This is a genomic window from Streptomyces hoynatensis (assembly GCF_003626535.1).
In the GTDB taxonomy this organism is placed as follows: domain Bacteria; phylum Actinomycetota; class Actinomycetes; order Streptomycetales; family Streptomycetaceae; genus Streptomyces; species Streptomyces hoynatensis.
Window position 1 is genome coordinate 1 of sequence record NZ_RBAL01000024.1, and the last position, 23,296, is coordinate 23,296.

Annotated in this window: 21 protein-coding genes and 2 pseudogenes; 12 read left to right on the forward strand and 11 right to left on the reverse strand. The window is 71.4% G+C overall.

Annotation, left to right across the window (positions count from 1 at the left end; genetic code table 11):
* Both D7294_RS27415 and D7294_RS32090 read left to right on the forward strand, forming a co-directional pair.
* Positions 1–102: pseudogene (locus D7294_RS27415) on the forward strand (IS5/IS1182 family transposase); the annotation flags it as partial.
* A gap of 1,159 nt (positions 103–1,261) precedes the next feature.
* On the forward strand, positions 1,262–2,044 hold the full coding sequence (locus tag D7294_RS32090) for a hypothetical protein (protein WP_158674704.1): 783 nt from the start codon (positions 1,262–1,264) through the stop codon (positions 2,042–2,044).
* Positions 2,045–2,212: 168 nt separating this feature from the next.
* On the opposite strand, the gene D7294_RS34110 is transcribed toward D7294_RS32090, so the two are convergent.
* Together D7294_RS34110 and D7294_RS27420 are read right to left on the reverse strand one after the other, a co-directional pair.
* Positions 2,213–2,344 (reverse strand): DUF7848 domain-containing protein, encoded by a 132-nt coding sequence (locus tag D7294_RS34110; protein ID WP_479681734.1) that lies wholly within the window; start codon positions 2,342–2,344, stop codon positions 2,213–2,215.
* 469 nt (positions 2,345–2,813) lie between these two features.
* Complete coding sequence (locus tag D7294_RS27420) at positions 2,814–3,299, reverse strand: hypothetical protein (RefSeq protein WP_338325698.1); 486 nt, start codon at positions 3,297–3,299, stop codon at positions 2,814–2,816.
* A gap of 262 nt (positions 3,300–3,561) precedes the next feature.
* Here D7294_RS27420 and D7294_RS27425 point away from each other — a divergent pair, with 262 nt between their 5' ends.
* Both D7294_RS27425 and D7294_RS27430 read left to right on the forward strand, forming a co-directional pair.
* Positions 3,562–3,801: a ribbon-helix-helix protein, CopG family gene (locus D7294_RS27425; protein WP_120684556.1), complete on the forward strand. Its 240-nt coding sequence runs from the start codon at positions 3,562–3,564 to the stop codon at positions 3,799–3,801.
* Positions 3,798–4,232 (forward strand): PIN domain-containing protein, encoded by a 435-nt coding sequence (locus tag D7294_RS27430; protein WP_120684492.1) that lies wholly within the window; start codon positions 3,798–3,800, stop codon positions 4,230–4,232. The genes D7294_RS27425 and D7294_RS27430 overlap by 4 nt, the downstream gene beginning before the upstream one ends.
* Before the next feature lie 632 nt (positions 4,233–4,864).
* Here the strand turns inward: D7294_RS27430 and D7294_RS27435 are convergent.
* From D7294_RS27435 to D7294_RS27445, 3 genes are all read right to left on the reverse strand, one after another.
* Positions 4,865–5,224, reverse strand: coding sequence for a hypothetical protein (locus tag D7294_RS27435; RefSeq protein WP_120684493.1), 360 nt, complete (start codon positions 5,222–5,224; stop codon positions 4,865–4,867).
* Positions 5,224–5,805: a DUF6232 family protein gene (locus D7294_RS27440; protein ID WP_120684494.1), complete on the reverse strand. Its 582-nt coding sequence runs from the start codon at positions 5,803–5,805 to the stop codon at positions 5,224–5,226. The genes D7294_RS27435 and D7294_RS27440 overlap by 1 nt, the downstream gene beginning before the upstream one ends.
* 329 nt (positions 5,806–6,134) lie before the next feature.
* A complete protein-coding gene (locus D7294_RS27445; protein ID WP_120684495.1) occupies positions 6,135–7,709 on the reverse strand; it encodes an MFS transporter in 1,575 nt (524 codons plus the stop codon).
* 116 nt (positions 7,710–7,825) lie between these two features.
* Between D7294_RS27445 and D7294_RS27450 the strand changes: the two genes are divergently transcribed.
* Together D7294_RS27450 and D7294_RS27455 are read left to right on the forward strand one after the other, a co-directional pair.
* Complete coding sequence (locus D7294_RS27450) at positions 7,826–8,746, forward strand: TetR/AcrR family transcriptional regulator C-terminal domain-containing protein (protein WP_120684496.1); 921 nt, start codon at positions 7,826–7,828, stop codon at positions 8,744–8,746.
* 126 nt (positions 8,747–8,872) lie between these two features.
* Positions 8,873–9,055: a superinfection immunity protein gene (locus D7294_RS27455; RefSeq protein WP_120684497.1), complete on the forward strand. Its 183-nt coding sequence runs from the start codon at positions 8,873–8,875 to the stop codon at positions 9,053–9,055.
* A 122-nt stretch (positions 9,056–9,177) separates the two neighbouring features.
* On the opposite strand, the pseudogene D7294_RS34055 reads toward D7294_RS27455, so the two are convergent.
* Positions 9,178–9,636 (reverse strand): annotated as a pseudogene (locus D7294_RS34055) (alpha/beta hydrolase family protein); the annotation flags it as partial.
* Between the two features lie 107 nt (positions 9,637–9,743).
* On the opposite strand from D7294_RS34055, the gene D7294_RS33490 reads away from it, so the two are divergent.
* From D7294_RS33490 to D7294_RS27485, 4 genes are all read left to right on the forward strand, one after another.
* Entirely contained in the window at positions 9,744–10,310 is a 567-nt protein-coding gene (locus D7294_RS33490) for a histidine kinase (RefSeq protein WP_241562666.1), read from the forward strand.
* 268 nt (positions 10,311–10,578) lie between these two features.
* Entirely contained in the window at positions 10,579–11,256 is a 678-nt protein-coding gene (locus tag D7294_RS27475; protein WP_120684498.1) for an LPXTG cell wall anchor domain-containing protein, read from the forward strand.
* Between the two features lie 258 nt (positions 11,257–11,514).
* Complete coding sequence (locus D7294_RS27480; RefSeq protein WP_120684499.1) at positions 11,515–12,195, forward strand: response regulator transcription factor; 681 nt, start codon at positions 11,515–11,517, stop codon at positions 12,193–12,195.
* Between the two features lie 8 nt (positions 12,196–12,203).
* Positions 12,204–13,448 carry a sensor histidine kinase gene (locus tag D7294_RS27485; protein WP_241562667.1) on the forward strand — a complete coding sequence of 415 codons (1,245 nt, stop codon included), beginning with the start codon at positions 12,204–12,206 and terminating at the stop codon, positions 13,446–13,448.
* Here D7294_RS27485 and D7294_RS27490 read toward each other — a convergent pair.
* From D7294_RS27490 to D7294_RS27505, 4 genes are all read right to left on the reverse strand, one after another.
* Positions 13,429–15,072, reverse strand: coding sequence for an aromatic amino acid lyase (locus D7294_RS27490; RefSeq protein ID WP_174248458.1), 1,644 nt, complete (start codon positions 15,070–15,072; stop codon positions 13,429–13,431). The two genes, D7294_RS27485 and D7294_RS27490, sit on opposite strands and share 20 nt — an antisense overlap.
* A gap of 23 nt (positions 15,073–15,095) precedes the next feature.
* Positions 15,096–16,631 carry a class I adenylate-forming enzyme family protein gene (locus tag D7294_RS27495; RefSeq protein WP_120684501.1) on the reverse strand — a complete coding sequence of 512 codons (1,536 nt, stop codon included), beginning with the start codon at positions 16,629–16,631 and terminating at the stop codon, positions 15,096–15,098.
* Positions 16,624–18,168, reverse strand: a complete 1,545-nt coding sequence (locus D7294_RS27500) for an NAD(P)-binding domain-containing protein (protein ID WP_120684502.1) — start codon at positions 18,166–18,168, stop codon at positions 16,624–16,626. The genes D7294_RS27495 and D7294_RS27500 overlap by 8 nt, the downstream gene beginning before the upstream one ends.
* A gap of 230 nt (positions 18,169–18,398) precedes the next feature.
* Positions 18,399–18,683 carry a hypothetical protein gene (locus D7294_RS27505; RefSeq protein ID WP_120684503.1) on the reverse strand — a complete coding sequence of 95 codons (285 nt, stop codon included), beginning with the start codon at positions 18,681–18,683 and terminating at the stop codon, positions 18,399–18,401.
* An 882-nt stretch (positions 18,684–19,565) separates the two neighbouring features.
* On the opposite strand from D7294_RS27505, the gene D7294_RS27510 reads away from it, so the two are divergent.
* Entirely contained in the window at positions 19,566–21,650 is a 2,085-nt protein-coding gene (locus tag D7294_RS27510) for a type I restriction-modification system subunit M/S (RefSeq protein ID WP_120684504.1), read from the forward strand.
* Positions 21,651–21,753: 103 nt separating this feature from the next.
* On the opposite strand, the gene D7294_RS27515 is transcribed toward D7294_RS27510, so the two are convergent.
* Positions 21,754–22,158, reverse strand: coding sequence for a DUF5997 family protein (locus tag D7294_RS27515; RefSeq protein WP_120684505.1), 405 nt, complete (start codon positions 22,156–22,158; stop codon positions 21,754–21,756).
* Positions 22,159–22,348: 190 nt separating this feature from the next.
* Between D7294_RS27515 and D7294_RS27520 the strand changes: the two genes are divergently transcribed.
* On the forward strand, positions 22,349–23,185 hold the full coding sequence (locus D7294_RS27520; RefSeq protein ID WP_120684506.1) for a LysR substrate-binding domain-containing protein: 837 nt from the start codon (positions 22,349–22,351) through the stop codon (positions 23,183–23,185).
* The last annotated feature ends 111 nt before the right edge of the window (positions 23,186–23,296 follow it).

The following is a 23,296-nucleotide window of genomic DNA, read 5'->3' on the forward strand; positions in this document are numbered from 1 at the left end:
ATGAAGACCTGGAAGATCCTCCGTGACTGCCGCCGCCGTGGCAACGGTGTCTACTGGGCGGCCATCGGCGTCGCCCACATGCACAACCTCGCCCACGGCTGACCCCTTACGAGACAACCTTTAGAGGCCGCTTGGGGCCTGTCTGGGCCGGTGATTCCCAAGCTCAGAGCGCGAGTTCGATTCTCGTCGCCCGCTCCACGACGAAGGCCCAGGTCAGGGACTAGCTCCCCAGCCTGGGCCATTGTGTTGTCCAGACCGATCTATGGTCCCGGCAGCAAATCCGTACCCTGAGCGTCGACGTCGAGCGGCGACCTGACAGTGTCGCTTACGGTCCCGGTGCTGGTAGATCATGGTGGCCTACTGCCTGACCGGCTAGCCTGCATGCTGGGGGACTGCGAGCACGGTTCCGCCCCGCACCATGCAGTGGGTGGCCGACGGGGCGTGAGGTCGATGGCAGACCACCCATCAGCGACGAACGACTCCCGGATGTCGACACTGCGCCGGAACTCAAAGCAGCTCACCACCGATAGAGTGCGAGAACATATCAGGCACTGCTCCCAGGAGGTGACGAGTCTTGTTCGGCCGGCGATCCAGGTTGAGCCACAGGCAGCCCGAGAGCGATTGGGGTGCCAGTATCAGCGACTCGTCAACCCCTAAGCGGCCACCTTCTCGACGCCGCAACGCGGTACTAAATCTCTACGACGCACCCGTCTACCGCGACTGGATCTTCTGGATGACCATCCTGTGGGGCGCGGCTACGGCGTTTTCCTCTCCTCCGGAGGAGGAGCCTGAGAGTATTCCCATCTGGTTGAACACCGTTCTTGCGACAATTGCCATCATGGCATGTCTCGGCGTCTTACCAGCATGGCTTCGTCTCCTACTGCGACGGTGGTGGATCTCAAGGCGTCAAAAGAAGCTGATGGCGGCTCCCTCCCCCTACGCACCATCGCAAGACTCGAACCTCGTTCCTCGGCCGGGAACACCACCACGCCAACTGCCACACCCGAATCTCGCCCGCACCACACCAAGGCAGGTAATGCAGGTGGCGGAGCATGAGCGCGATAAAGCACCTCAAGGGCAAAGCCCTACCACAGGGGCGCACTCTGAGGAGATGCGGGCGGCACCGATTCCAAACACATCGCAGACCACTAATCTCACTGCCGACGTATTTTCGATATCTCGTGCGACGTTCCCCTATCCAATCTCGCGAGTCGTCCGCAGATTGGAACTGGCACATACTTCGCGAGACAAGTACGAGGCCATGCTCGATGCCGCGGAGACCCTGGCCATCACCGTGAGCGTGACTACAGCAGCCTTGCTGCGTTTCGAGAGAACAAAACTGCCCCAACCTCCCGGGGCTCCGTTCACGGTGGCAGACGACCTTCTTTCGCAACTGCGGAGCTCATACCTGAATAAAGGTGCGATGTTTGGCACTTGGACAAGCTTCCTCGAAGCGGTGGCCCGCAAAGGGGCAGGTCTGACTCATGCACCTTCCGCACTGCGGGAATTTCTTCGCGGCGCTCATGGATCCCACACCGCCATCGGCTCACTCCATAACTTGCGCAACGAGCGCAACAGAGCTAGCCATGGGGACAGACCGCGGAGCGAGGAGGAGGCGGCTCTCCGAGTAAGCGAGCACTTGCCTTTTCTGCGCAGCGCTCTGGAGATTTTTCAGCCCCTGCAGCAACTGCCGTGGCTGTACATCGCCTCCACTGCGTACTCACCGAAGTTCGGCACGTTCGATGTGACCGCGCTGCACGTCATGGGTGATCATCCAGATTTCGAGCGCAGACGCTTCACGTGGTCACAGCCCGTCGGAAACGGACTGTTCTACGTGCTCACTCCAGAAGGAGCTCTTCCCCTTTCTCCCTTCGTCAGTCGACCCTTCTGCCAGCAGTGCATGCAGCTTGAGATCTGTTACACATATCGCGTAGCAAAACAGAACGACAGCGCTCAGTCAAAAAGCTTTGACCGGGGTCACGAAATCCTTGTTGATGACTTGGGTGCGGAGATTCGCGATTTGCCTGACAAGAGAGGCGCATAGGGGAGAGCAGCGACCGGCGATCAGCGCTTCGTCCGCACGACCATGGATCGGTCAAACTCAAACGATCGCTATGAATGATGCAGTTGCGGGATCAACCGGTCATCATCGTCCAAAAACGTGGCTGGGGGGGGTCTCACGACTGCTAGGCACCGCGCAGACCGCCGGAGGTCATTCCGTCGTGAGCTTGAAGCGACGGTGCGACGTGTTCAGCCGTGTGTGCCGCAAGGCCCACATCTTGACCGGTTCCGGCTCGTTGTCCACGACCTCGGACTCCGCCTGGCAGGTGAGGCGCTGGAACACGGAAGACCGTCCGAGGCGTTCCCTCGGTCGTCTCCTCGGTAAGCGTCCGTTCAGCGGCCTTGATGATCGCCCTCGGAGTCATCGCCTCACCCCTGCTCGGCCGCTCGGTGCCCCGGCATCCTCTCTGTGAAGCTCACGGTCAGCGTGTTGGTAGATCAGCGCTTCATCCGACGCCTGCCCGGCCTGCACCGTCCCCTGCGTGCCAGATACGTGCCAGAACGAGCGGGGAACCACGGTCACCAGCAGTCGCGAAGAGACGCGCGGCGGAACAGACCTAAGCGGCATCCGTGCAGGTCAGAGCCCATATCTGGCCGACCTGCTCCGATGATTCCCAAGCTCAGAGCGCGAGTTCGATTCTCGTCGCCCGCTCCAACGCTTAAGGCCCAGGTCAGGGACATGATCCCCAACCTGGGCCGTTGTGTTGTCCAGACCGATTGACGAGCCGCGTGCCAAATCGCCCGGCGGTGGGTCAGCTTGGCTCCCCGTCCGCGGGCAGCGGAAGCGGTTCGTGGTGATGCCACAACAGGTGTTTGTCGTCATGGCGCAGTTCCGCGTCGCCCCACTCGACGCGTACCACACCCCGTTCGATCGAACAGGCGTAGGCGAGGAGAACCAGCCGGGTGTCCGGGCTGATCCGGAGAAGATCCCGGTGAACCTCAGCCTCCTGAAGCTCCTCCAGCCCCAGATCCAACTCTGCCTGCACGGGCTCCGGGCCGTGCCGGCGAATCAGGTCGGCCCGGAAGCCCGTCGCGCGGCGGAGATGCGCCTCCGTTACGGGCACGTCCTTCTTTGCGTATCGGAGGGGGTAGAGAAGATGGCCTGCGACGATCATGACCGTTCGCCCCTGGAGACGGACAGGGGCTGCCTCCGGCAGATTCTCCAGGCCGGCGGTCAACTCCTCGTATTGCGCGGCGTACAGGCCGTGCCCGTATGCCTCCAGAGTCTCTGTCCCCACTCCCTGGTGTCCGTGCTTGGCCCGCTGGTGGGCTCGGACCAGACATCGCGGTATTTCGCGCGCCAGCGGTTCCGTCAAATCGTTGAAGATCTTGCGCGCCCACGTCACAGCAGGGCCTTGGTCCACATCGGCCTTCCCTCCCGCACACCGACACTGTCAGGGACATACCACTTCATGTATGACTTTGACGGTCGGCGTCGCCAGCGACAAGAGCGCGCCTCTCCGCCTCGAAGCGCAGATATGGTTCAGGTACCATAACCATATGGCCTTGAAGAAGACGACCGTGATGGTCGACGAGGAAGATCTCGCGCTGATCAAGGAAGCCGCCGCGCGCGAGGGCCGGCCCGAGTCGGAGTACTTCCGGGAGGCCTTCCACGTTGCGGCCCTGCGTACCCGGCGCTGGGACGACGACTGGGACATCCCCCGCCTGGACTTCGGCGGTCCGGTCACCGACGAGGACATCAACCGAGCGGTGTCGGACGGCGTGGCGGACGCCGAATGATCGTCGTCGGCGACACGTCCGGCCTGGTCGCCGCGCTCAACACCTCAGACCCCGAGCACAAGTCGGCCCGCACCGCCTTGCGCCAAGCCGCGCTCACCATCGTGTCGCCGCTGGTAATCCTGGAGATCGAACACATCACCACGCGCAACGTCGGCCGCAAGGCGGCGCATACCGTCAACGACTGGTTGTTGGCACAGGAGCGGACCGGCCGGGTTTCCGTTCCCGGGCTGTCCGCCGACGCCCTGCGCAAGGCCCGAAAGGTCCAAGACCGCTACGCGGCCCTGCGACTCGACCTCACCGACGCGGTGAACGTGGTCCTGGCCGAGGCTTACGAGACCGAGGCCATCCTGACCCTCGACCGCCGCGACTTCAGGTCCATCGCCCCACTCACCGGCAACCACGCCTTCCGGCTGCTGCCCGACGACCTGTAGCTGCCCGAAGCCGCCGTGCCGGACGCGTGCCAGAACGCTCAGGAAACCGCGGTCAATCACGGGCACTGCCAAGCCCACAGAGCACCCGATCGAGGTCGCGTTTACGCAGGTCAGGTCGTACGCCCGGCCGATTCGTACGGTGATTCCCAAGCCCAGAGCGCGAGTTCGATTCTCGTCGCCCGCTCCAACGGTAACGGCCCGGGTCAGGGACATGATCCCCAACCCGGGCCGTTGTGTTGTCAAGGTTCCTTCGTGCTTGCATGCCCGCGGCGATCCGGGATTCCGCCGCCGCGTTCGGCACCGAGATCGTCCTGCCCCTCGGCCGCCGGGGCTTCGGAGCCGTCACTTCGCTCAGCGGTGCTCACGCCTTTCGGCTGCTGCCCGACGGCCTGTGGGGCCGCCCGGTCTCGTATCGGAAGCGTGCCGGAAGCGTGCCGGAACGGGCGGGGAGCCGCGGTCAGTGGGGCCCGGCCGAACCGCCTTCCGGGCGGGCGGCCGAGGCGGCGTTCGTACAGGCCGCGGGCGTATGGCGGCCGTGCGGGCAGGGGGCCGGAGGCGTGTGGACCGGTCGGTCGGCGGTCTTGGATGCCCCTCGTGCGGTCACGGGACGCCGCGGATTCGGCGGTCGGGGGTCACTTTGCGCCCAGGAGTGACAGGACCTTGTTGACGGCCTCGACGATCGGTGCGCCCAGAGCGCCGATGGTCGAGGCGATGCCCGCCACGGCGAGCAGGGCGCGGTGCCGTTCCCTGGGTGGGACGTCCGCCTCGGCGCGCAGGGCCGGCAGCGAGTCGTCGAGAGCCTCGGCGCTGACCGGCGGCACCTGGGCGCGGAGTTCGGCGATCAGGGTGAGGAGTTCGCCCAGGGCCTCCTGGACGGCCGGGGGCAGCTCCTGGGCGGGGGTGACTCGCTTGTCGATGCCGACGTTGCCCGAGCCGCCGTGCATCGTGACGTGGTCGCCGCTGCCGAAGTAGTAGTGCTGGTCTCCGCTCATCAGCTCGCCATCCCCACGTTGCCGGTGCCGCCGTACATGTTGACGTTGTCTCCGAAGTAGTAGTGCTTGGGACTGATCGTGACGGTGTCCACCCGCACCCGGAAGTTCGCCTCCGGGTTTTCGATCGACTCGGAGATCTGCCAAGCGAGTTGGCGAAGTTGGTCCGGTCGCCGGCCTGCCACCACGGCGGTGGAGGCGCCGGAGGTCTCGACGGCCAGGACGAAGCGTGCGGGCGCGGCGAGCACTCCCACCATGTCCACGAAGGAGTAGATCAGCGCCACGACCGCGACGAACGTGACCAAGGCGATGAGGTCGGCGGAGCCATTGTCCTGGCTGCTTCCGAAGCCGCCGGACTGGTCGATCACCGCGGCGAGCAGCCCCAGGAAGAGCCCCAGCGCCGCGATGATCAGCAGCCGTCTCATGAAGCGCGTCACGGCCTCCCCGCGCCGGGGGTGGAGGGTCAGCGTGTAGACCCGGGTGATGTTGTGCAGCGGGTAGTAGGCGCCTCCGACCCAGAGCAACCGTTTACTGACTCGCAGGTCGACGCCGATGAACGGCCCTGCCGAGGCCGCGGGGGCCACGTCGGGGTACCGACCGGCGGCGGGCGGAGGGCCGGCCGGTGGCGGTGGAGGACCGCCGGGCGGCGGGGGCGGGGCGGCCGGCGGGGGCGGGATCCTGGATGCCGATTCGGAGTCGGTCGACCCGTCCCAGGGCCGCCCCGCGGAGTCTGCTGAGGTCACGCGAGCCCCCTCCGGTCAGTTCTGCCGCGTGAAGTCCATCCACCTGATCGAGCTCGCTGAGGTGAGCAGTTTCGCCAGGAAATTGTGCGGTGAGTTGACGCTTCGTCACATGGTTTATGCCGTGCCGGTTCGGGGCCAGGCGACTCGGGTTCGCTTTCCCGGGGAGACAGTCAGTGCACGCCTGTGGCGGCGCGTTCTCCCGACCCGTTTTCCTGCAAGGGCTTGGAGGGGCCAGCGCCCCTCAGCATGGTGAGGGAGAAGGTGCCCGCTCCTGCCATGCCGGCCGCGGCCCCGGCCGCCGCGAGGCTCATCCCGTGCGTGAAGGCGTCCCGGGCGGCGCTCAGCACCGCGTGCGCGGTCCCGGCCGACAAGCGGTCCGCCACCGCGATCGCGCCGCCCAGCGTCTCGCCGAGGGGTTCGGCCTGCGGCCCGCCGGCGAGCCCGCCGGCCGGGAGGGCGTCGGCCATGTCCCGGTGGTAGACGGCCGCGCCGATGGAACCGAGGAGGGCCATGCCCAGGGCTCCCCCGAGTTCCTGGCCCGATTCGAGCACGGCCGCGGCCGAGCCCGCGCGGTGCGGCGGGGCGGCGCCCAGGGCCAGTTCGTTGGCGAGCGTCATGGCGGCGACCAGGCCGCCCGCGTAGCAGCACGCTCCGGCGAGGGCGAACCAGAGGGGCGAGTCGGTGCGCACCTGGCTCAGCCACAGGAACCCGAAGGCGGAGAGGAAGAAGCCGCCGCCCATGACGTAGGCGCGATCGACGCGCTGGGCGAGCACCGCGCCGGCCGGGGCGGTGACGGCCACCCCCACGACGGGAATCAGGCTCCACAGCGCGGCGTCGAGCGGGCTCAGGCCGAGCACCGACTGGAGGTACTGGGTGAGGAAGACGGCCATGCCGACCGTGGCGAACATCGCGAGGAGGTTCGCCAACGCCGGGCCCCCGAAAGCGCGTTGACGCAGCAGGCCGAGGTCGATCAGGGGGTGCGCGAGGCCCTTCTGGCGGCGCAGGAACACGGCGCCGAGGAGGAGTCCCAGGACGATGCCGAGGGCGGGCAGCGACTCGTAGCCGTGCCGGGCCCACTCCTTGATGCCGTAGATCGTCAGGAGGACGGCGGCGAGGGAAAGCGCGGCGCTCGGCAGGTCGAAGCGGCCGGGCTCGGCCGACCTGAACTCCGGCACCAGGAAGGGCACCAACGCCAACAGCAGCAGCATCGCGGGCAGGTTGATCAGGAAGACCGAGCCCCACCAGAAGTGTTCGAGCAGCAGGCCGCTGACCACGGGGCCGAGCGAGATGCCCGCGGTCATGACGGTCGTCCACAGGGTCACCGCCTGCCCGCGCTGCCTGGCGTCGCGGAACAGGTTGCGGATCAGCGCGAGGGTGGACGGCATCAGCGCGGCACCGCCGAGACCCAGCAGGCCGCGCACCGCGATGAGTTGCTCGGCCGAGCGGGCGTAGGCGGCGGCGACCGAGGCCGCGGCGAAGACGGCCGCGCCGGCCAGCACCAGCCGGCGCCGGCCGATCCGGTCGCCGAGCGCGCCCATGGGGATGAGCAGCCCGGCGAGGACGAAGCCGTACATGTCGAGAATCCACAGCTGCTGTGTGGCGCCGGGCTCCAGGTCCCGGCTGATGGAGGGGGCGGCGAAGTAGAGGACCGAGACGTCCATGGACACGAGGAGCAGGGGAAGCATCAGCACCCCGAGGGCTGTCCATTCCTTGCGGCCCGCGTGGGGGCCGGGTGCGTTCTCCATGACTCCGCAGGAAACCGCCGCCCCGCTTACGCCGCTCACAGGTGCCTAGTGCACCCCGCCCTGTACCCGCGTCAAGCAGGCATGACACGCGCCGGGTGCGCTAGTACGGTGCGGGCATGGCCGCCGATCCGCCCTACCTCCGCATCGCCGACGACATCCGCCGTCGCATCGCCTCGGGTGAGCTCGCTCCCGGCGACCGCGTCCCGTCCACCCGGCGCCTCACCCGGGAGTGGGGCGTCGCGATGGCGACCGCGACCAAGGCGCTCGCCAGGCTGAACCAGGAGGGGCTGGTGCGCGCGGTGCCCGGCGTCGGAACGGTGGTCACGGAGTCGGGTCCCGACCGGCGCCGGCCCTCGGGCGGGCGCCTCACCCGCGAACGCCTCGTCCGCGTCGCGCTCGCCCTGGCGGACGCGGAGGGGCTCGAGGCGCTCTCCATGCGGCGGCTGGCGAACGAGTTGGGCCTGTCCACCATGGCGCTCTACCGCCACGTCCCCAGCAGGGGCGAACTGGTCCGGCTGATGTCGGAGGCGGTGTTCGGCGCGGCGCCGCCCGAGCCCCGCACCCCCGGCTGGCGTGACCGACTGGCGGCGGAGGCACGGTGGTTGTGGGATCTGTACCGGCGGCATCCCTGGCTGGCACGGGCCATGGCCTCCCTCACCCGGCCGGTGGCCGCGCCCCACGCGATGCGGTACACCGAGCGGGTGCTCGGCGCCCTCAGCGGTCTGGGGCTGACGACGCACCAGATGCTCCACATCCACCTCTCGCTCCTCGGCTATGTCCAAGGCATCGCGATGGCCGTGGAGAGGGAGACGCAGGCCCGGCAGGACACCGGCATGACCGCCGAAGAGTGGCTCGCGTCCCACGAGCCGCGGGCGGAGGCGATCCAGACCGCCGAGTCCTTCCCGGTCCTGTCCGCGCTCTTCGCGCGGGACGCGTTCGACCTCGAACTCGGCGCGCTCTTCGCCTTCGGCCTGGACAGCATGCTGGACGGGTTCGCCTCCCTGATCGCGCGGTCCCGGGCGGCACCCGCCGGGTGAGGGCCCGGGATGCGGACGGGAGTCTCGCAGGGTGAGCACGTACGGCGCTTTCCGTGCCTTCCCCCTTACGGAAGGTAAGCCGCGCGGATACGCTGGGCCGGGGGCGGCGCATCTCAGGGGGCGCACATGGAGATCAGGACGTTCTTGGTACTCGGGGCCGTGCTCTACTTCGTGCCGACGGCCGTCGCGTTCGCTCGCGGCGTCCGCAACGCGGGCTCGGTCCTTGTCGTCAACCTGTTCCTGGGGTGGACCTTCCTGGGGTGGGTGGTGGCCCTCGCCATGGCCGCACGGTCGGTGGAGCGGTCCTAACGTCGAGCCGTGCCGTTCCGCCCACCACCCGTTCGCGTCGGCTGCGGGCCTGCCGCGGGACGGAACGGCCGGGAACCGCGGCCCGGGGCGGGCCCGTTGGCACGCCGGTGGCCGGACGGTTCTCACGGTGCCACGGGGAGTCCCGCGCAGCCGCGGTCGATCCGGCTCGCGACCACCGCGCCGTCGACGGGCCTCCCCAGGTCGGTGTACCGGACCGGGTTCGCGTCGTAGGCGCCGATCGGGCCGAGCACGGCGGCCCGCACCTCCGCCGCGGAGGTGCCCAGGCCGTACGCCTCGTCGTGGGAGGCGATCCACGCCGCCGGCCGCGCGAACCGGCTCTCGGCGGCGTCGGCACGCCCGTCGTCGAACGCGGCCAGGGTGAACTCCGGGCTCGCGACGCTGTCCAGGAACATCCGTTCCACCCGGTCGGGGAACTCGCTGCGGTACACCGCGCCGAGCCAGGTGCCCCAGGAGATGTCGAGGAAGCTGATCCGCCGCTCGCCCAGTGCGCTCCGCACCCGGTCCAGGTCCCGGGCCACGTTTCCGGTGGTCAGTTCGCCGAGGAAGGCCGGATCGGATGCCCCGCAGGCCCGGTCGCGGCCACCTGCGCCTCGGCGGGTCTCCCTCGCGGCGCCGGCCGCGCTCCTGCTGCTCGCGACCGGATGGAGCCTGCGCGAGGCGCGCCCCGATGCTCGAACCGGCCGATGCCCTCCGGGCGCCCGCCGCCGGGCCGGGGAACGGCAGCCTCGATCCGGCGGCCGGGGAAGGGGCCGGTGAGGGGGCCCGGGAAGGGGCCGGTGAGGAGGCCGGGGAGGGGGCCGGTGAGAGGGAGCGCGACCAGCGGGCGGCCCTCGCGGTGGCCGCACAACGCGGGCGGATCAGCCGGGAGTTGCACGATGTCGTCGCGCACGGCCTGTCCGTCATGGTGATCCAGGCGCAGGGCGGGGCCGCCGCGCTCCACAGCCGGCCCGCCGATCCCCGGGCCGCGCTGGAGGCGGTCGTGACGATCGGCCGCGACGGCGGACGGCGGCGGGCGGGCCGGGAAGGTGGCGGCGGAAAGGGCGTCGAAAGAAACGGCGTCTGCGCGGCCCTGCGCGCCGGGGCGAGTGGCTTCCTGCTGAAGGACACCCTCGCGCCCGACCTGCTCTCCGCCGTCCGCGTGGTGGTCCGCGGCGACGAGGTGGTGGCGCCGAGCGTGACCCGCCGGCTGCTCGAAGGGCACGTACGCGCCGGGGCGGCCGACGAGCCGCGGTGAGCCCCGGTGAGCCCCGGTGAGCCCCGGTGAGCCCCGGCGGACGCCCCGGCGCGCGGGGGCGTCCGGCGCGCGGGGGCGTCCGGCGCGCGGGGGCGTTCGGCGCCCTTATCCGCCGCTTATTCGGATTGTTATCGCGAATCTTCGGACAACCGGCGCCCATCGGGACCGATGCGACGGAAGGCCGCTTGCCAACTCGCCCGGTCTGGCTGAAAGCTGACCCTCCCCTCCGCGTTGTTCCGTCCTTCCTTGGCCGAAAGCAGAAGAATCCATGCGCACTCCGCAAGTGCTCGGCGCCGCGGCCGCGGCCGCCGTCGGCATACTCGCCTTCGCTCCCGCCGCCCTGGCGACTCCGCCCGGGGACAACGGCACGGTGAAGATCCACGACGCGACCACCGACGAGGAGTTGCCCAGGAACGAACCGCATGTGTGCACGTTCTACCTCCAGAGCTTCGGCTTCGACGCCGGGCAGGAGGTCAGCTGGACGATCACCGAGGTGCCGCCGACCGGGAGCGGCGACACGGTGGCGGAGAGCGGCGCCCTGGTGCTGGACGGGGAGGGACAGGGCCGCTCCGACGACCTCGCCCTGCCCCCCGGCCACTACAGGCTGACCTGGCAGTTCGAGGGCGAGAACGGGGCCGCCAAGCACAAGGTGTTCTGGTCGGACTGCGCGGACGGGGAGGAGCCCCCGGCGGAAGGGGAGGAGCCCCCCGCCGAGGACGCGCCGGGCGACGAGGAGACCGGAGGCGAGGAGGCCGGCGGGACCACCCCGGACGGCGAGGCGGAGGAGCCCGTCGCGGAGGAGACCGCGGCGGCGGAGCCGGGCGGCGACCTCGCCGAGACCGGCGCCGGCCTCCCGGCGACGCCGATGGTCGCCGGCGCCGCCGTCCTGCTCGCCGCCGGCGGCTACCTGGTGGTGCGCCGCCGGCAGGCGGCCTCGCGCCGCTGAGCCGCCGCCCCGCCGGCCCCGGGCCCACCCCGAGCCGGCCGGCGGGGCGCTACCCCACCCGCTCGGCCGGTGACGGGCGGGGGCGCAGCGGCACGGCGCCCCCGCCCACGCGATACCCCCCGCCCGCGCGGTACGCCCCCGCCCGCCCGTGCCCCGCCCCGCGGCCTTCCCCGCCGCCCCAGGACGCGTTCCCCTCCCGCAACCGCCGTGGCTGCTGGGGTGGTTGACAGTGGCCGTGGGGGCGAGGGGAATAAGAGCATGACACTGGGACGCGCGCGGGAGCCCTGGCGGCTGCTGCTGGTCGAGGACGATCCCGAGCTGGTGGCCATGCTCTCCGAGGCGCTGCGGGAGGAGGGGTACGCGGTCGACGTCGCGGCCGACGGGCAGCGGGGGCTGCATCTCGCGCTGACCAGGCAGTACGACGTGCTCCTCGTCGATCGGCGGCTGCCGGTGGTGGACGGCCTCGACCTGGTGGGCCGGCTGCGGGCGCGCGCGGTCAGGACGCCGGTGCTGCTGCTGACCGCGATGGGCACCGTGCACGACCGGGTCGACGGGCTGGACGCAGGCGCCGACGACTACCTGGCCAAGCCGTTCGACCTGGACGAGCTCGGCGCCCGGCTGCGGGCGTTGTGCCGGCGGGCGCGGGACGTCACCGACGTCCTGCGGATCGGTTCAGGTCACCTGTACGTCGGCCGCCGCGAGGTCGAGCTGGCCGACGGCGAGCGCGTGGCCCTCGCGGCGCGGGAGTTCTCGCTGCTGTGGGTGCTCGCCTCGCGGCCCGGCACCGTGTACTCGCGGGCCGCGCTGCGCCGGATGGTGTTCCAGGAGGCGCCCGCGCCCTCCATCGTCGATACCTACGTCTACTATCTGCGCCGCAAGCTCGGCCGGCAGGTGGTGCACACCGTCCGCGGACTCGGCTACCGGCTGGGGGCGTTATGAGACCTTCGGTGGAGGCGGAACGGGCGGCGGTGCGCCGGGCCCGGCTGCGGATCGCCGTGTTCACCAGCGCGATCATCACGCTGCTCGTCGCGGTCGTCGGCGGGGTGGCCGGCACGGTGATGACCCACGCGCAGCACGAGCAGGTGTGGCGGGAGCTGCGCTACGACGCGGCGCGCGGCGGGCTGTCGAGCCCGTCGGGGTGCACCTGGCTGTACGCGCCCGGCGTGACCCCGCTGACGTACGCCCCCGCAGGCTTCCCGTTGCGCGCCGACCTGGAGCGCGTGCGCCGGACCCACGAGGCCGCGGAGCGCACCGTGCGGCGGGACGGCACGGTCTACCTGGTGCGTACGCAGATCAGGGTGGACGGGACGCTGGTGCAGGCGGTGTTCGACATGCGCTTCCAGCTGGCCGACCGCAGGCACCTGTGGTACGCGCTGGGCGTCGCCGAGGTCGTGGGGCTGATCGCGGCGGCCGCCGCGGGGGCGGTCCTCGGGCGGCTTGCGGTGTCCCCGCTGGCCGAGGCGCTGGCCCGGCAGCGCCGGTTCGTCACGGACGCGAGCCACGAACTGCGCACCCCCGTCACCCAGGTGTACACGCGGGCGCAGCTGCTGTCGCGGCAGGCGGCGGCCCAGGAGCTGCCGGCCCAGCACCGGGACGGGCTGTCGCGGCTGGTCGGCTCGGCCGGGCGGCTCGGCGAGGTGCTCGACGACCTGCTGCTGTCCGCGAGCCTGGCGGCGGGCCCGGCCCGCCCGCCGGAACGCCGGCCGGTCGACCTCCTGGCGCTGGCCCGTTCCGTGGTCGAGGAGGAGGCGGACCGGACGCGGGACGGCGGCCTGACGGTCGTGGTGGACGGTCCGCCGCCTCCGCTGCTCGTCGACGGCATCGAGTCCGCGCTGCGCCGCGCCGTCGGCGAGCTGCTGTCCAACGCGATCCGCCACACCCCGGCCGGCGGGCGGATCGAGGTCGCCCTCGCGCGGGCCGGGGGCGCGGTCGAGTTGACCGTCACGGACACCGGGCCCGGCTTCGACGCCGCCGAGGCGAGCCGGCTGTTCGAGCGGTTCCACTCGGGCGGCTCCAGCGGCAGGTACGGTCTTGGGCTCGCGCTGCTGCGGGAGGTCATCACGCACCACGGCGGCACGGTGGCCGCCGCCGGCCGCCCGGGGCGCGGGGCCAGGTTCACCGTCCGGCTCCCGGAGAGCGGTGCCCCCTCGGCCCCGGTCCTGGCCCGCCGGGTCAGGGCAGTGCGGACGTGACCAGCAGGCGTGCCGCGGCGCGCACATCCGCGTCCAGGGGGCGGTCGGGGTCGACCGGGGGGATCGCGTCGGCGAGGGCGTCCAGGAGCGCGCCGCAGCGGGGCGCGGTGGGGCGCCTGGCCCCGACGTGGACGGCCTGGCGCAGGCCGAGGGCCAGCGAGCCGCACAGCAGGCCGAGCAACTCGGCCATGTCGTAGGCGCGCAGGGCGGCCTGGGTGCCGAAGGGGACGACGTCCTGGTTGTGCAGGTTCGTCGGCAGGCTCTGCATCCCGGCCGGCGTCGCGGCGCGGCGGATCTCCGCGACGAACGCGGTGGTCGCCAGTTGCACGCCCTGCAGGCCGTGCTGGACGCCGGGGGTGGTGGCCAGCATCGGCGGCAGTCCGCCGTTGCGCGCCGGGTCCACCAGGAGGTCCAGCTGGCGTTCCGCGAGGTTGCCCAGCTGGGCGGTGACGGAGGCGAGCAGGTCGGCGGCGAACGCGTCGGGCTGGCCGAAGAAGTTCCCGCCGTGCACCACCTTCCCCTCCCCCGCCTCCGGCGCCTCGCCCGGTGCGCCTGTCTCCCCCGTTGCGCCTGCCTCCCCCGTCGCGCCTGCCTCGCCCGTTACGCCTGCCTCGCCCGTCGCGCCTGCCTCGCCCGTTACGCCTGCCTCGCCCGTTACGCCCGGGAAGAACAGCGGGTTGTCGCTGACGCCGCCGAGGTCCGCGGCGACCACGCCGTCGACGTAACGCAGCGCGTCCTCGGCCGCGCCGAGGAGCTGGGGGGCGCAGCGGATGCTGTACGGCTCCTGAAGCGGCCGGGTGCCGGAGGGCGTGGTGCCGGCGAGGGTACGCCGCATGCGCGCGCCCACCTCGATCGCGCCGGGGTGGCCGTAGGCGCGCAGCAGGTCGGCGTCGAGGAAGCCGGGATCGCAGCCGAGGAGGTCGGCCAGCAGGCAGGTGAGCGCGGCCAGCGAGCGGTGCGCGGCGCGGACGGCGTCCCGGGCCAGTGCCGTGGCCGCGGTGGTGACGGAGGTGCCGTTGACGAGGGCGAGCGCGTCGCGCCCGTCCAGGGAGAGCGGGCGCAGCCCGGCGGCGGTCAGCGCCTCGGCGGCCGGCATCCGGACGCCGTCCAGGTAGGCGTGTCCCCGGCCGCGCAGCGCCTGCGTGGCGTAGGCGAGCGGGATCAGGTCGCCGCTGGCGCCGACGGAGCCGTAGCGGGGCACGGCGGGCGAGAAGGTGGTGGCGAACATCGCGGCGAGCCGCTCGACGACCTCGACGGAGACGCCGGAGAGGCCCTGGGCGAGGGACCAGGTGCGCAACAGCAGGGCGGCGCGGGCGATTTCCTGCGGCAGGTCGGGGCCCTGTCCCGCGCCCAGGTGCGCCAGGGTGTTGTCGCACTGGTCGGCCTCGTCCGCGCGGCCCGCGTAGCCGACGAGCGCGCCGAACCCCGTGGTGGCGCCGTAGATGCTGCGCCCCTCGCCGCCCTCGCCGCCCCCGCCCTGCCGGAGGGCGCGGAAGCGGCGGCGGCCCCGGTCGACGCGCGCGCGGACCTCGTCGTCCACGGCGACGGCCAGCGGGGCCGCCGCGCGGCCCAGGGCGGCGGCCTCCAGGGGGCCGGTGAGCGAGACGGTGTCCTTGGTCAGCACACGGCCAACGTAGGCGGGGAATCTCAGAGCGCTCTGAAATCCGTGCCGGCGGCCGGGCGGGCGACGCCCGCGGGCGGGGCGGGGGCTCGTCCGCCGCCCTCGGCGAGCCGCCGCTTGTCGGGCTTTCCCGCGGGCGTGAGCGGCACCTGGTCGATGAGGGTGAGGCGGGCGGGCGCGCAGGCCGCGCCGAGGTGCGCCGTCACCAGCTCGCGCAGTTCGCCCAGGCCGGGGGCGCGGCCCGCGGCGGGCACCACGAAGGCGTGCACCGCCTCCCCGGTGTCCTCGTCGGGGACGGCGGCCACGTACGCCTCGGCCACCGCGGGGTGAGTGGCGAGCACCCGCTCGATGGGGCCGGCGTAGTGCACGTTGGCGTTGACGATGACCACGTCGCGGACGCGGCCGGTGAGCCACAGCCGGCCCTCGGCGTCGAGGTGGCCGAGGTCGCGGGTGCGGACCCAGCCGTCGGTGAATACCTCGGCGGTGAGGCCGGGTTCGCGCCAGTAGCCCGCGCTCTGCGCCGGGGTCCTGACGAAGAGCTCGCCGTCGGCCCCGGGCGGGAGGGGGCGGCCCGCGGGGTCCCTGACCTCCAGGTCGACGGGCGGCACGCCCAGCGAACCCGGCTCGTCCGCCGGGGTGGCCATGGAGATGGTGCCGGTCTCGGTCTGCCCGTACCCGTGGAAGACGACCGGCCCGAGCACCTCCGCGGCCTCGCGCAGCCGCCCCGGCGCCAGCGGGGAACCTGACAGCATCAGCGCGCGCAGCCCGCCGAGGTCCACGGGGGACTCGCGCTGGCTCGCCACGAGCTTCGTCAGCCGGGCCACGGTGATGACGCTCGCGCTCGCCCGGAGCCGTACGAGGGCCTCGGGGAAGGCCGGCGGGTCGGCGGTGACCAGGACCCCGCCGGCGGCGAGCGTGAGCAGCCCGTACTCCATCATCACCTGGCTCGCCAGGCTGCCGAACACGAGGAACCGGTCCAGGCGGGTGGCGAGTTCGCGGATGGCGGGCGGCCAGTCCCCCGGCCGCAGCGTCCAGGCCGCGGTCATCGCCGCGTAGGTCTGGGCGCAGGCCTTGGGGAGGCCGGTGCTGCCGCTGGTGTGGATGAGCCGGGCCACGTCCCCCGGCCGCGCCGTGATCACCGGCCGCGCGCCGTCGTCCGCGCACGCCAGCAACTCGCCGAGGGCGAGCACGGACCTGGCACGTGCGGGGGGCGGGGCGCCGGCTCTCTCCGGCAGGCCGTCGGGGCGGTCGGTGACCACGAACGCGACGTCCGCGAGCAGTTGGTCCTGCTGAGCGGCGGTCAGGCCGGGCCGCAGCCCGACGACGCGGGCGCCGGCGACGTGGGCCGCGATGACGGCGGCGAACGCGTCGGGGCTCACCCCGAGCAGCAGCGCGACGCCGTCACCGGGCCGGACGCCGTGCCGCCGCAGGCCGCGCGTGACCCGCCGCACGGCCCCGAGGAGTTCCGCGCCGGACACGGTCCGGCCGGCGTGCTCGAACACCGGGCGGTCGCCCGCCGCGTCGAGCAGATCGAGCACGCCGCCGGGGAACTGCTCAGCCAAGGGTGGCTCGCAGGAACTCGACGAGCGGCTGCCGGTGGACCTCGGGGATGTCCCAGTCGTTCTCCAGGTTCTCCGCGAGGTGGTGGGTGCCGGCCAGGACGCCGTCGCGGTAGTGGCGGACCACGGGGTGGAGGTAGGTGGAGTCCATGGCGTGCTCGACGTCGTTCTCGGTCACGCGCGGGACGTTGACGTCGAACGGGTCGACCGCGTCGTGGCCCGAGCCGTACTCCAGGTCGACGACGAACCGGTGTGCGGCGGCGCCGAGGCCGCCGTCGGTGACGTAGTCGAGCGGGACCTCCTCCAGGTAACGGGCCTGGTCACCGTCCACCTCGACCACGTCGCCGAGGACCCCGAACTGCTGCCAGAGGCCCGAGGAGCGGTTGACGCGGGCGATGAGGGCGTCGGCGATCGCCTCGGGTTCCGCGGCCAGCCGCTCGGCCGGCCAGGGCGTGTCGTGATGGCGGGAGCCGAGGATGCGGTGCAGGGCACGGGCGCCGTAGCGGTAGCCGTGGATGAAGCCGTTGGTCCCCTTCTTGAAGTCGCGCTGCTGGGTCAGCGTGCCGGCGAAGTACAGGCCCGGCACGTTCACCGACTCGTAGGCGGAGGTCTGCCCGGGGAACCGGTCGTCGATGACGAGCGCGGGGCGGCAGGTCTCGTCGAAGATCGTGGTGTCGAGACGGAAGCCGGTGCACAGGATGATGCGGTCGTAGTGGAGCACCCGGAGCCGTTCCGTGGTCCTGGCGTAACGGAACTCGACCCGGAACCCGCCGCCGGCGGTCTTCTCGATGTTCTCCACGGTGCCGTCCAGGACCGCGTTCTGCGATTTGAGCTGGTAGCTGTCCAAGAAGTTGTTGTTCACCGCGCGCAGATGACCGACGAAGTGTGTCTGCCAGGCCATCTTGACCGAGTGCGGGCCCGCGACGTGGATGACCGCGGCCTTCTCCATGAGGGAGTCGGCGGTCTCGAACGCGGAGTTGCCCTTGCCGACGACCAGCACCCGCTGGTTGGTGAAGGACGCCGGGTCGGTGGCGAACTCGTCGTAGCGCTCGGCGAGTTCGATGCCCGGAATGTCCGGCACCCGGAGCCGGGAGACGCCGGTCGCCACGACGACGCGCCGGGCCTGCCAGGTCCGTCCCGAGTCGTCGAGAACGGAGAACCCGTCGTCCGTCCGGGAGATCCGGACGACCTCGGTCCCGTACTCGGCGCGGATGCCCGAGCGCTCGGCGAAGTCGGCCAGATAGCGGACGAAGTCGTCGGCGGCGGGGAAGTAGCGCTCGCTGTACCGGGCGAAGCGCAGTTCCGGGTCGTCGGTGAGCAGTGAGTTCCAGTCCATGCGGAGGTTGAGCTCCGGATCGGTGAATCCGGTGTTCACCTTGTTGATCGAGATCAGCTGGCGATGCCTGGGGTACGTGGTGAAGAACGTCCCCGGCCCGTTTCCCCGTTCCAGGACGACGTAGTCGCGTCCCTCGCGTTCCAGCAGAGCGGCGAGCTGAAGTCCGGCCGGTCCGGCCCCGATGATCAGGTAATCGCGCACCATGAACCGGACGGTAGCGGCGCGATATCAGAAGCCTCTGAGAACCGCACACGCCCCCACAGGCACCGGCCGGCGCCGGGCCGGGCGGGGGCCAGCGGCACGGGGTGTTGCCGGGGCGAGCCGGCGGCGGCGTTTGCCGACCGGGTGCCGACGTAGGCGTCAATGCCCGCCGCGGCTTCCTGCCGAGGTGCGCCGGCGAGCTTCCGACGCAATTGCACGAGGAGCGCCAACGGTCAGGCTTCGTCCAAATTCATCAACACAGCGCCGGCCACTCGTGCGTCGGGCGGCTCGGCGACGCCCCCTTCGATCATCGCCGCGACTCGATCGGGCAACCGCGCCACCGAATCGCCCATGATGTCCGGCAACCCGGGGTAGCCAGGAAGCCCAAGCTCCTCACTGACCCGACTCCATTGCCGCACTGCGTCGCGCTCGGCCAGGTCCAGCCGTTCGGGCCCTCCCGGCGGGAACAGATCCGAATCCGCGGACCATTCCGGGGAGGAACGAGCACCGTAATCCACCCCCGGCACACTCATCGGGCTTGGCGACGGCCCGGAGAGTTCGGCAGAGGGACGGCGCATACGGCACCGGGGGCGTGCGGCGTGATTCGGCCGACCCACGCAAAGAAATGCCGCAGCTCGGGCAAAAGTTGAAGCGGTCGGAGACTTCCTCACCACACCCGCACGATGACATCGCCGCGTCCCCTTCACGATCCTCAGCCGCAGCAGCCGCGCCCGAGCCCACCACCTCTCACCCCTCAACCTTCGGATGTGCCGTACACCCCTGTGCGAGGTGTTCCGGGCGGGCCAAACGGCGCGACACCTCCTCCTGAGAGCGGCCGAGACCGCGGCGCGAGCCGCACGACCGTTCCGCGCGGACGAGTGCCGCCGCCGGCCGGCAACCCGACCTGCCACGTCGGCGTGTACGCACCGGCGGACTGTGACCTGCCGCACACCTTACGGCGTTTCGCCCGCCGCCCGGCGGGCCCCTCTCGGCCCACCCCCTGTCCCCAAGCAGCGCGATCGACATCGTGAGACCGCGCAGCAACACTGCGCGCTTCCCGCGCCGCCGCCAGAGCGGAAGCTCACCCACATCGGGATGCCATCGATCGCTGCTAAGTTCTGCCCACCACCTTCCCTACGACGCCGACTGCGGCTCCCACGACGCGAGTTGCCGAGTCGAGGGGAGTAGGGCGGTGGATTGCGCAGCATCACTGCGCGCATGACGCCTTGGATGCGAAGACAGGGGGCACCACGAAGTGAAGTCGTTAATCGAACTGCTTGCCAAAGCGATGCAGAGCACGGGGACAACGCTGCGACTGTGCCTGCTGATGCTGGCTGCCGCAGCGGCGTACGCCATCAGCCAGCTGCAGTAGGCCGGCCCGAAGCGAGGAGATCAGAACCATGGAGACGGAAAGCCAGGCCGCGCACGCCGCACACGTCGTCGACCGGCTGTGGCGTGCGTACGCGCCCTACCAGCGGGGCCGGAACACGTCCGACGACGTCGCGTCCATGCTCGCCATCCTGGTACTTGCAGGCTTCGTCGAGTCGGCGGGTGAGTCGGGGGACACGTTCGTCACGTTGTGGAGGCGAGCCGTCGAGGAGGCCCGCATCGGTCTCTCGCCGCTGAAGGACCTGCGCACCGCGCTGAAGAGCGCCGGCCGGCATCCCCGCTTCCCCGTGCGCAACGCGCGCTACTTCGACGCCGGGGTCCTCGGCCTCGACGAGGGACCGGAGGACGCGCCCTGGATGGCCGCATTCCTCACGGCGTTGTGGAGGCCTCCGACGGTGACCGAGGCCGGGTTGCCCGAGGTGTGCGAACTCCTTCTCGAGCGCCACGCTCAGGAGGGCACTTCCTCCGCCGGCGAGTTTTACACGCCGCGAGCCGTCGCGCGTTTGATCACCGCGTTGGCGTCCCCGCGCCCCGGAGACCGGATGCTCGATCCGGCGTGCGGGTCCGGCAGTCTGCTCGCGGCCGCTGCGCAGCGCACGCGCCGCGCCGGCCGCGTGGATGGCGACTCGTACGAGGCGTACGCCACGGACCGCGGCAATCCTCGGCTGGCGATGATGAACCTGGCCATCCACGGCGTCGAAGGACCGGTCGTACACGCCGCGGACCCGGTGTCGTTGTTCCGGAGCCGGGGCGGCAGCCCTGCCGACCGGGTGGTAAGCAACCCACCGTTCAACCAGCGCATCGAGGAGGTGGACATCGTTCGCTGGCCCTTCGGGGTGCCACCTCGGTCCAACGCCAATTTCGCCTGGCTCCAGCTCGCGTGGGCCCGGCTGAGCACAGACGGGATCGCCGTATTGATCATGCCGCCGCGAGCCGCCTGGTCCGAGGGCAGCGAGGCGGCAATCCGGGCAAACATGATCAGGAATGGCACGCTCCTCAGCATCATTTCTCTGCCGGCACATCTTTTCGCTCATACCGCGATACCCGTGCACGTCTGGGTGCTGGCCCGCGACAAGTCCCACCACCTCCCGGCCGACGCGAGGCGTTCCGTTCTCTTCATCGACGCCAGTCGGCTCGGCACACGTGCGCCGCGGCAACGAAACACGCTGACCGCGGCGGATGTGGAGCGCATCAGCGGGCGGCTGCACGCATGGCGGCGATCTCCCCGGTCGACGCCCGACGAGCCAGGGTTTTCCCGGTCGGTCTCGCACGAAGAGATCCTCCGAAACGAGGCAAGTCTTGACCCCAGGCTGTATGTCGACGCCGAGTCTGCCGGGCCGAGGACGGCGCCGGAAATGAGTCGCCTGCTCGACGAGCTGATTCGACACGACCAGACGGCGTCAGGTTCGAGCGCCGACCTCTGGCAAAGCCTCGACAAGTGCGCCCAGTTGGTCCGCGACGCAGTCGGCCTTCCGCGCCTGCCGCTCCGGAGGATCGTCGAGGGCCCCGTGGGTGGGGATGCCGACGACCAGACGCCGGGTGAATTCCTGGCGGGGCCTTCCGGGAGCCTTATCCGTGCCGAAGAATACGTGGATTCCGGAGGCATTCCCGTGGTCATGCCCAAGGACCTGACGGGCGATGACTTCAGCACGGAGAGCATCAGATACATCACCGAAGAGAAGGCCCATGGGCTGGGCCGCTACCGCCTGAGGCCCGGCGATGTGGTGCTGGCACGCCGCGGCGAGCTGGGGCGGTGTGCCGTCGTCCGGGAGGAACAGGTCGGCTGGGTCTGCGGTACCGGCTGCTTCGTGCTTCGGCCCCCGGCATGGCTCAACGCGCACTACCTCGTGGCGTACCTCCGTGGCCGGGAGGCACGCACGTGGCTTGAGGCCCACTCCACGGGGAGCATGACCATGAAAACGATCTCTCTCAAGGTGCTGGGGGAATTGCCGGTCGCGCTGCCTGATCTCGGCACACAGCAGGCGATCGCCCGGGCGATGAAGCAGCTGGACGAACGCGAGCGGCTGCTGCGAGAGCAGCTGGCCCTCACTCGCGAGATCCGCGGCGGCGCAGTCCACGGGCTCTTTTCGGGCTGACGCTCGCCGCGCGATTCTGCCTCGCCCGGTTCGGGCCCGAGGAACTCGGTGGCAACCACGGGCGAGGCGAGGCGGCGTAGTCGGCGGGGCGTCGCGGGGCGCGTCAGGGCCGGGGGTGGTGTGGGTCCGCCGCGCGGGCGGCCTTCTTTTCCTTGAGGCGCGCCGCTTCCTTTCTGACCTCGGCCTGGGTGGCGCGTTCCTGCTGGAGCCACTCGGGGAGTTCCCGTTTCAGCGCGTCGATCTGCTCCGTGGTGAGGGCCTCGGTGACTCCGCCGCGGGCGAGGCCCGCGATGGAGACGCCGAGCCGCGCCGCGACCACCTGCCGGGGGTGCGGGCCGTTGCGCCGCAGGTTCAGCAGCCACTCGGGGGGATCGGCCTGCAGCGCGCTCAGCTCGCTACGCGAGACGAGACCCTCCTGAAACTCGGCGGGGGTGGCCGGGAGGTACACGCCCAGCTTCTTGGCCGCCGTCGCGGGCTTCATCGTCTGGTCGGTCCGGTGCGAGGTCATGGGCCAAGGGTAACGAGCGCGCCCGAAGCCGACCGAAGCCGATCCGATGTGGCCCGAAGCGCTCTGAAGCGGTCTGAAGCGGAACTGTGGCGTCCGATCTGGTCCGATGCCGTCCGAGGCGGCGCGGGGCGGTCCGAGGGGGAACGGTGCCGTCCGAGGCGGTCGGATGCGGAGCGGATAGCCTGGCGAGGTGACAGACGCGGAGCAGCCCCCGTCGTTCCGGCTCGCCTACGTCCCGGGCGTGACGCCGGCGAAGTGGGTGCGGATCTGGGGCGAGCGGCTGCCCGGGGTTCCGCTGCACCTGCTGCGGACCACGGCGGCCGAGGCCCCGGGCCTGCTGCGGGACCGCGGGGCGGATGCGGGCCTCCTCAGGCTGCCGGCCGACCGGGCGGACCTCGCGGCGATCCCGCTCTACACCGAGACGACGGTGGTCGTGGTGCCGAAGGACCACGTGGTGGCGGCCGCCGACGAGGTGTCCGCCGGGGACCTCGCCGACGAGGTCCTGCTGCACCCCCTCGACGACACCCTCGACTGGGAACGCCCGCCGGGACGCGCCGCCCTCGAACGGCCCGCGACGACCGCGGATGCGATCGAGCTGGTGGCGGCGGGGGTGGGGCTGCTCGTCGTCCCGCAGTCGCTGGCCCGGCTGCACCACCGCAGGGATCTCACCTACCGGCCGCTGGCCGGGGCCCCCGAGTCGACCGTCGCCCTCTCCTGGCCGGAGGAGGAAACCACCGACCTGGTCGAGGAGTTCATCGGCATCGTCCGCGGCCGGACCGCGAACAGCTCCCGGGGCCGGCAGGCGTCGCCGCGGCCGAAGCTCAAGGCGAGGGAGAAGGCGAGGGCCAAGCGCGAGCGCGCGGAAGGAGGCGCGGGGCGGGGCGGCGCCGCGACGGGGAACGCGTCCGGGACGTCGGGCGGCAAGGCGTCCGGCAGGACGGGGGGCGCTGCGGGCGGCGGGAGTCCGCGGCGCCGATCCGGCGGAGCCGGGGGCGGCGGACGCGGCAAGCCCCGCCGCCGCTCGTAATTGCCCACGGGGCGCATCCGTGGCGCGGGGCGTGCGCCGGGTACGCGGTGGGGCGCAGGCGGGGGCGCGTGCGCTGCGGTGAGACGCAGTTGCGGTCGGTGGTGGCCGGGG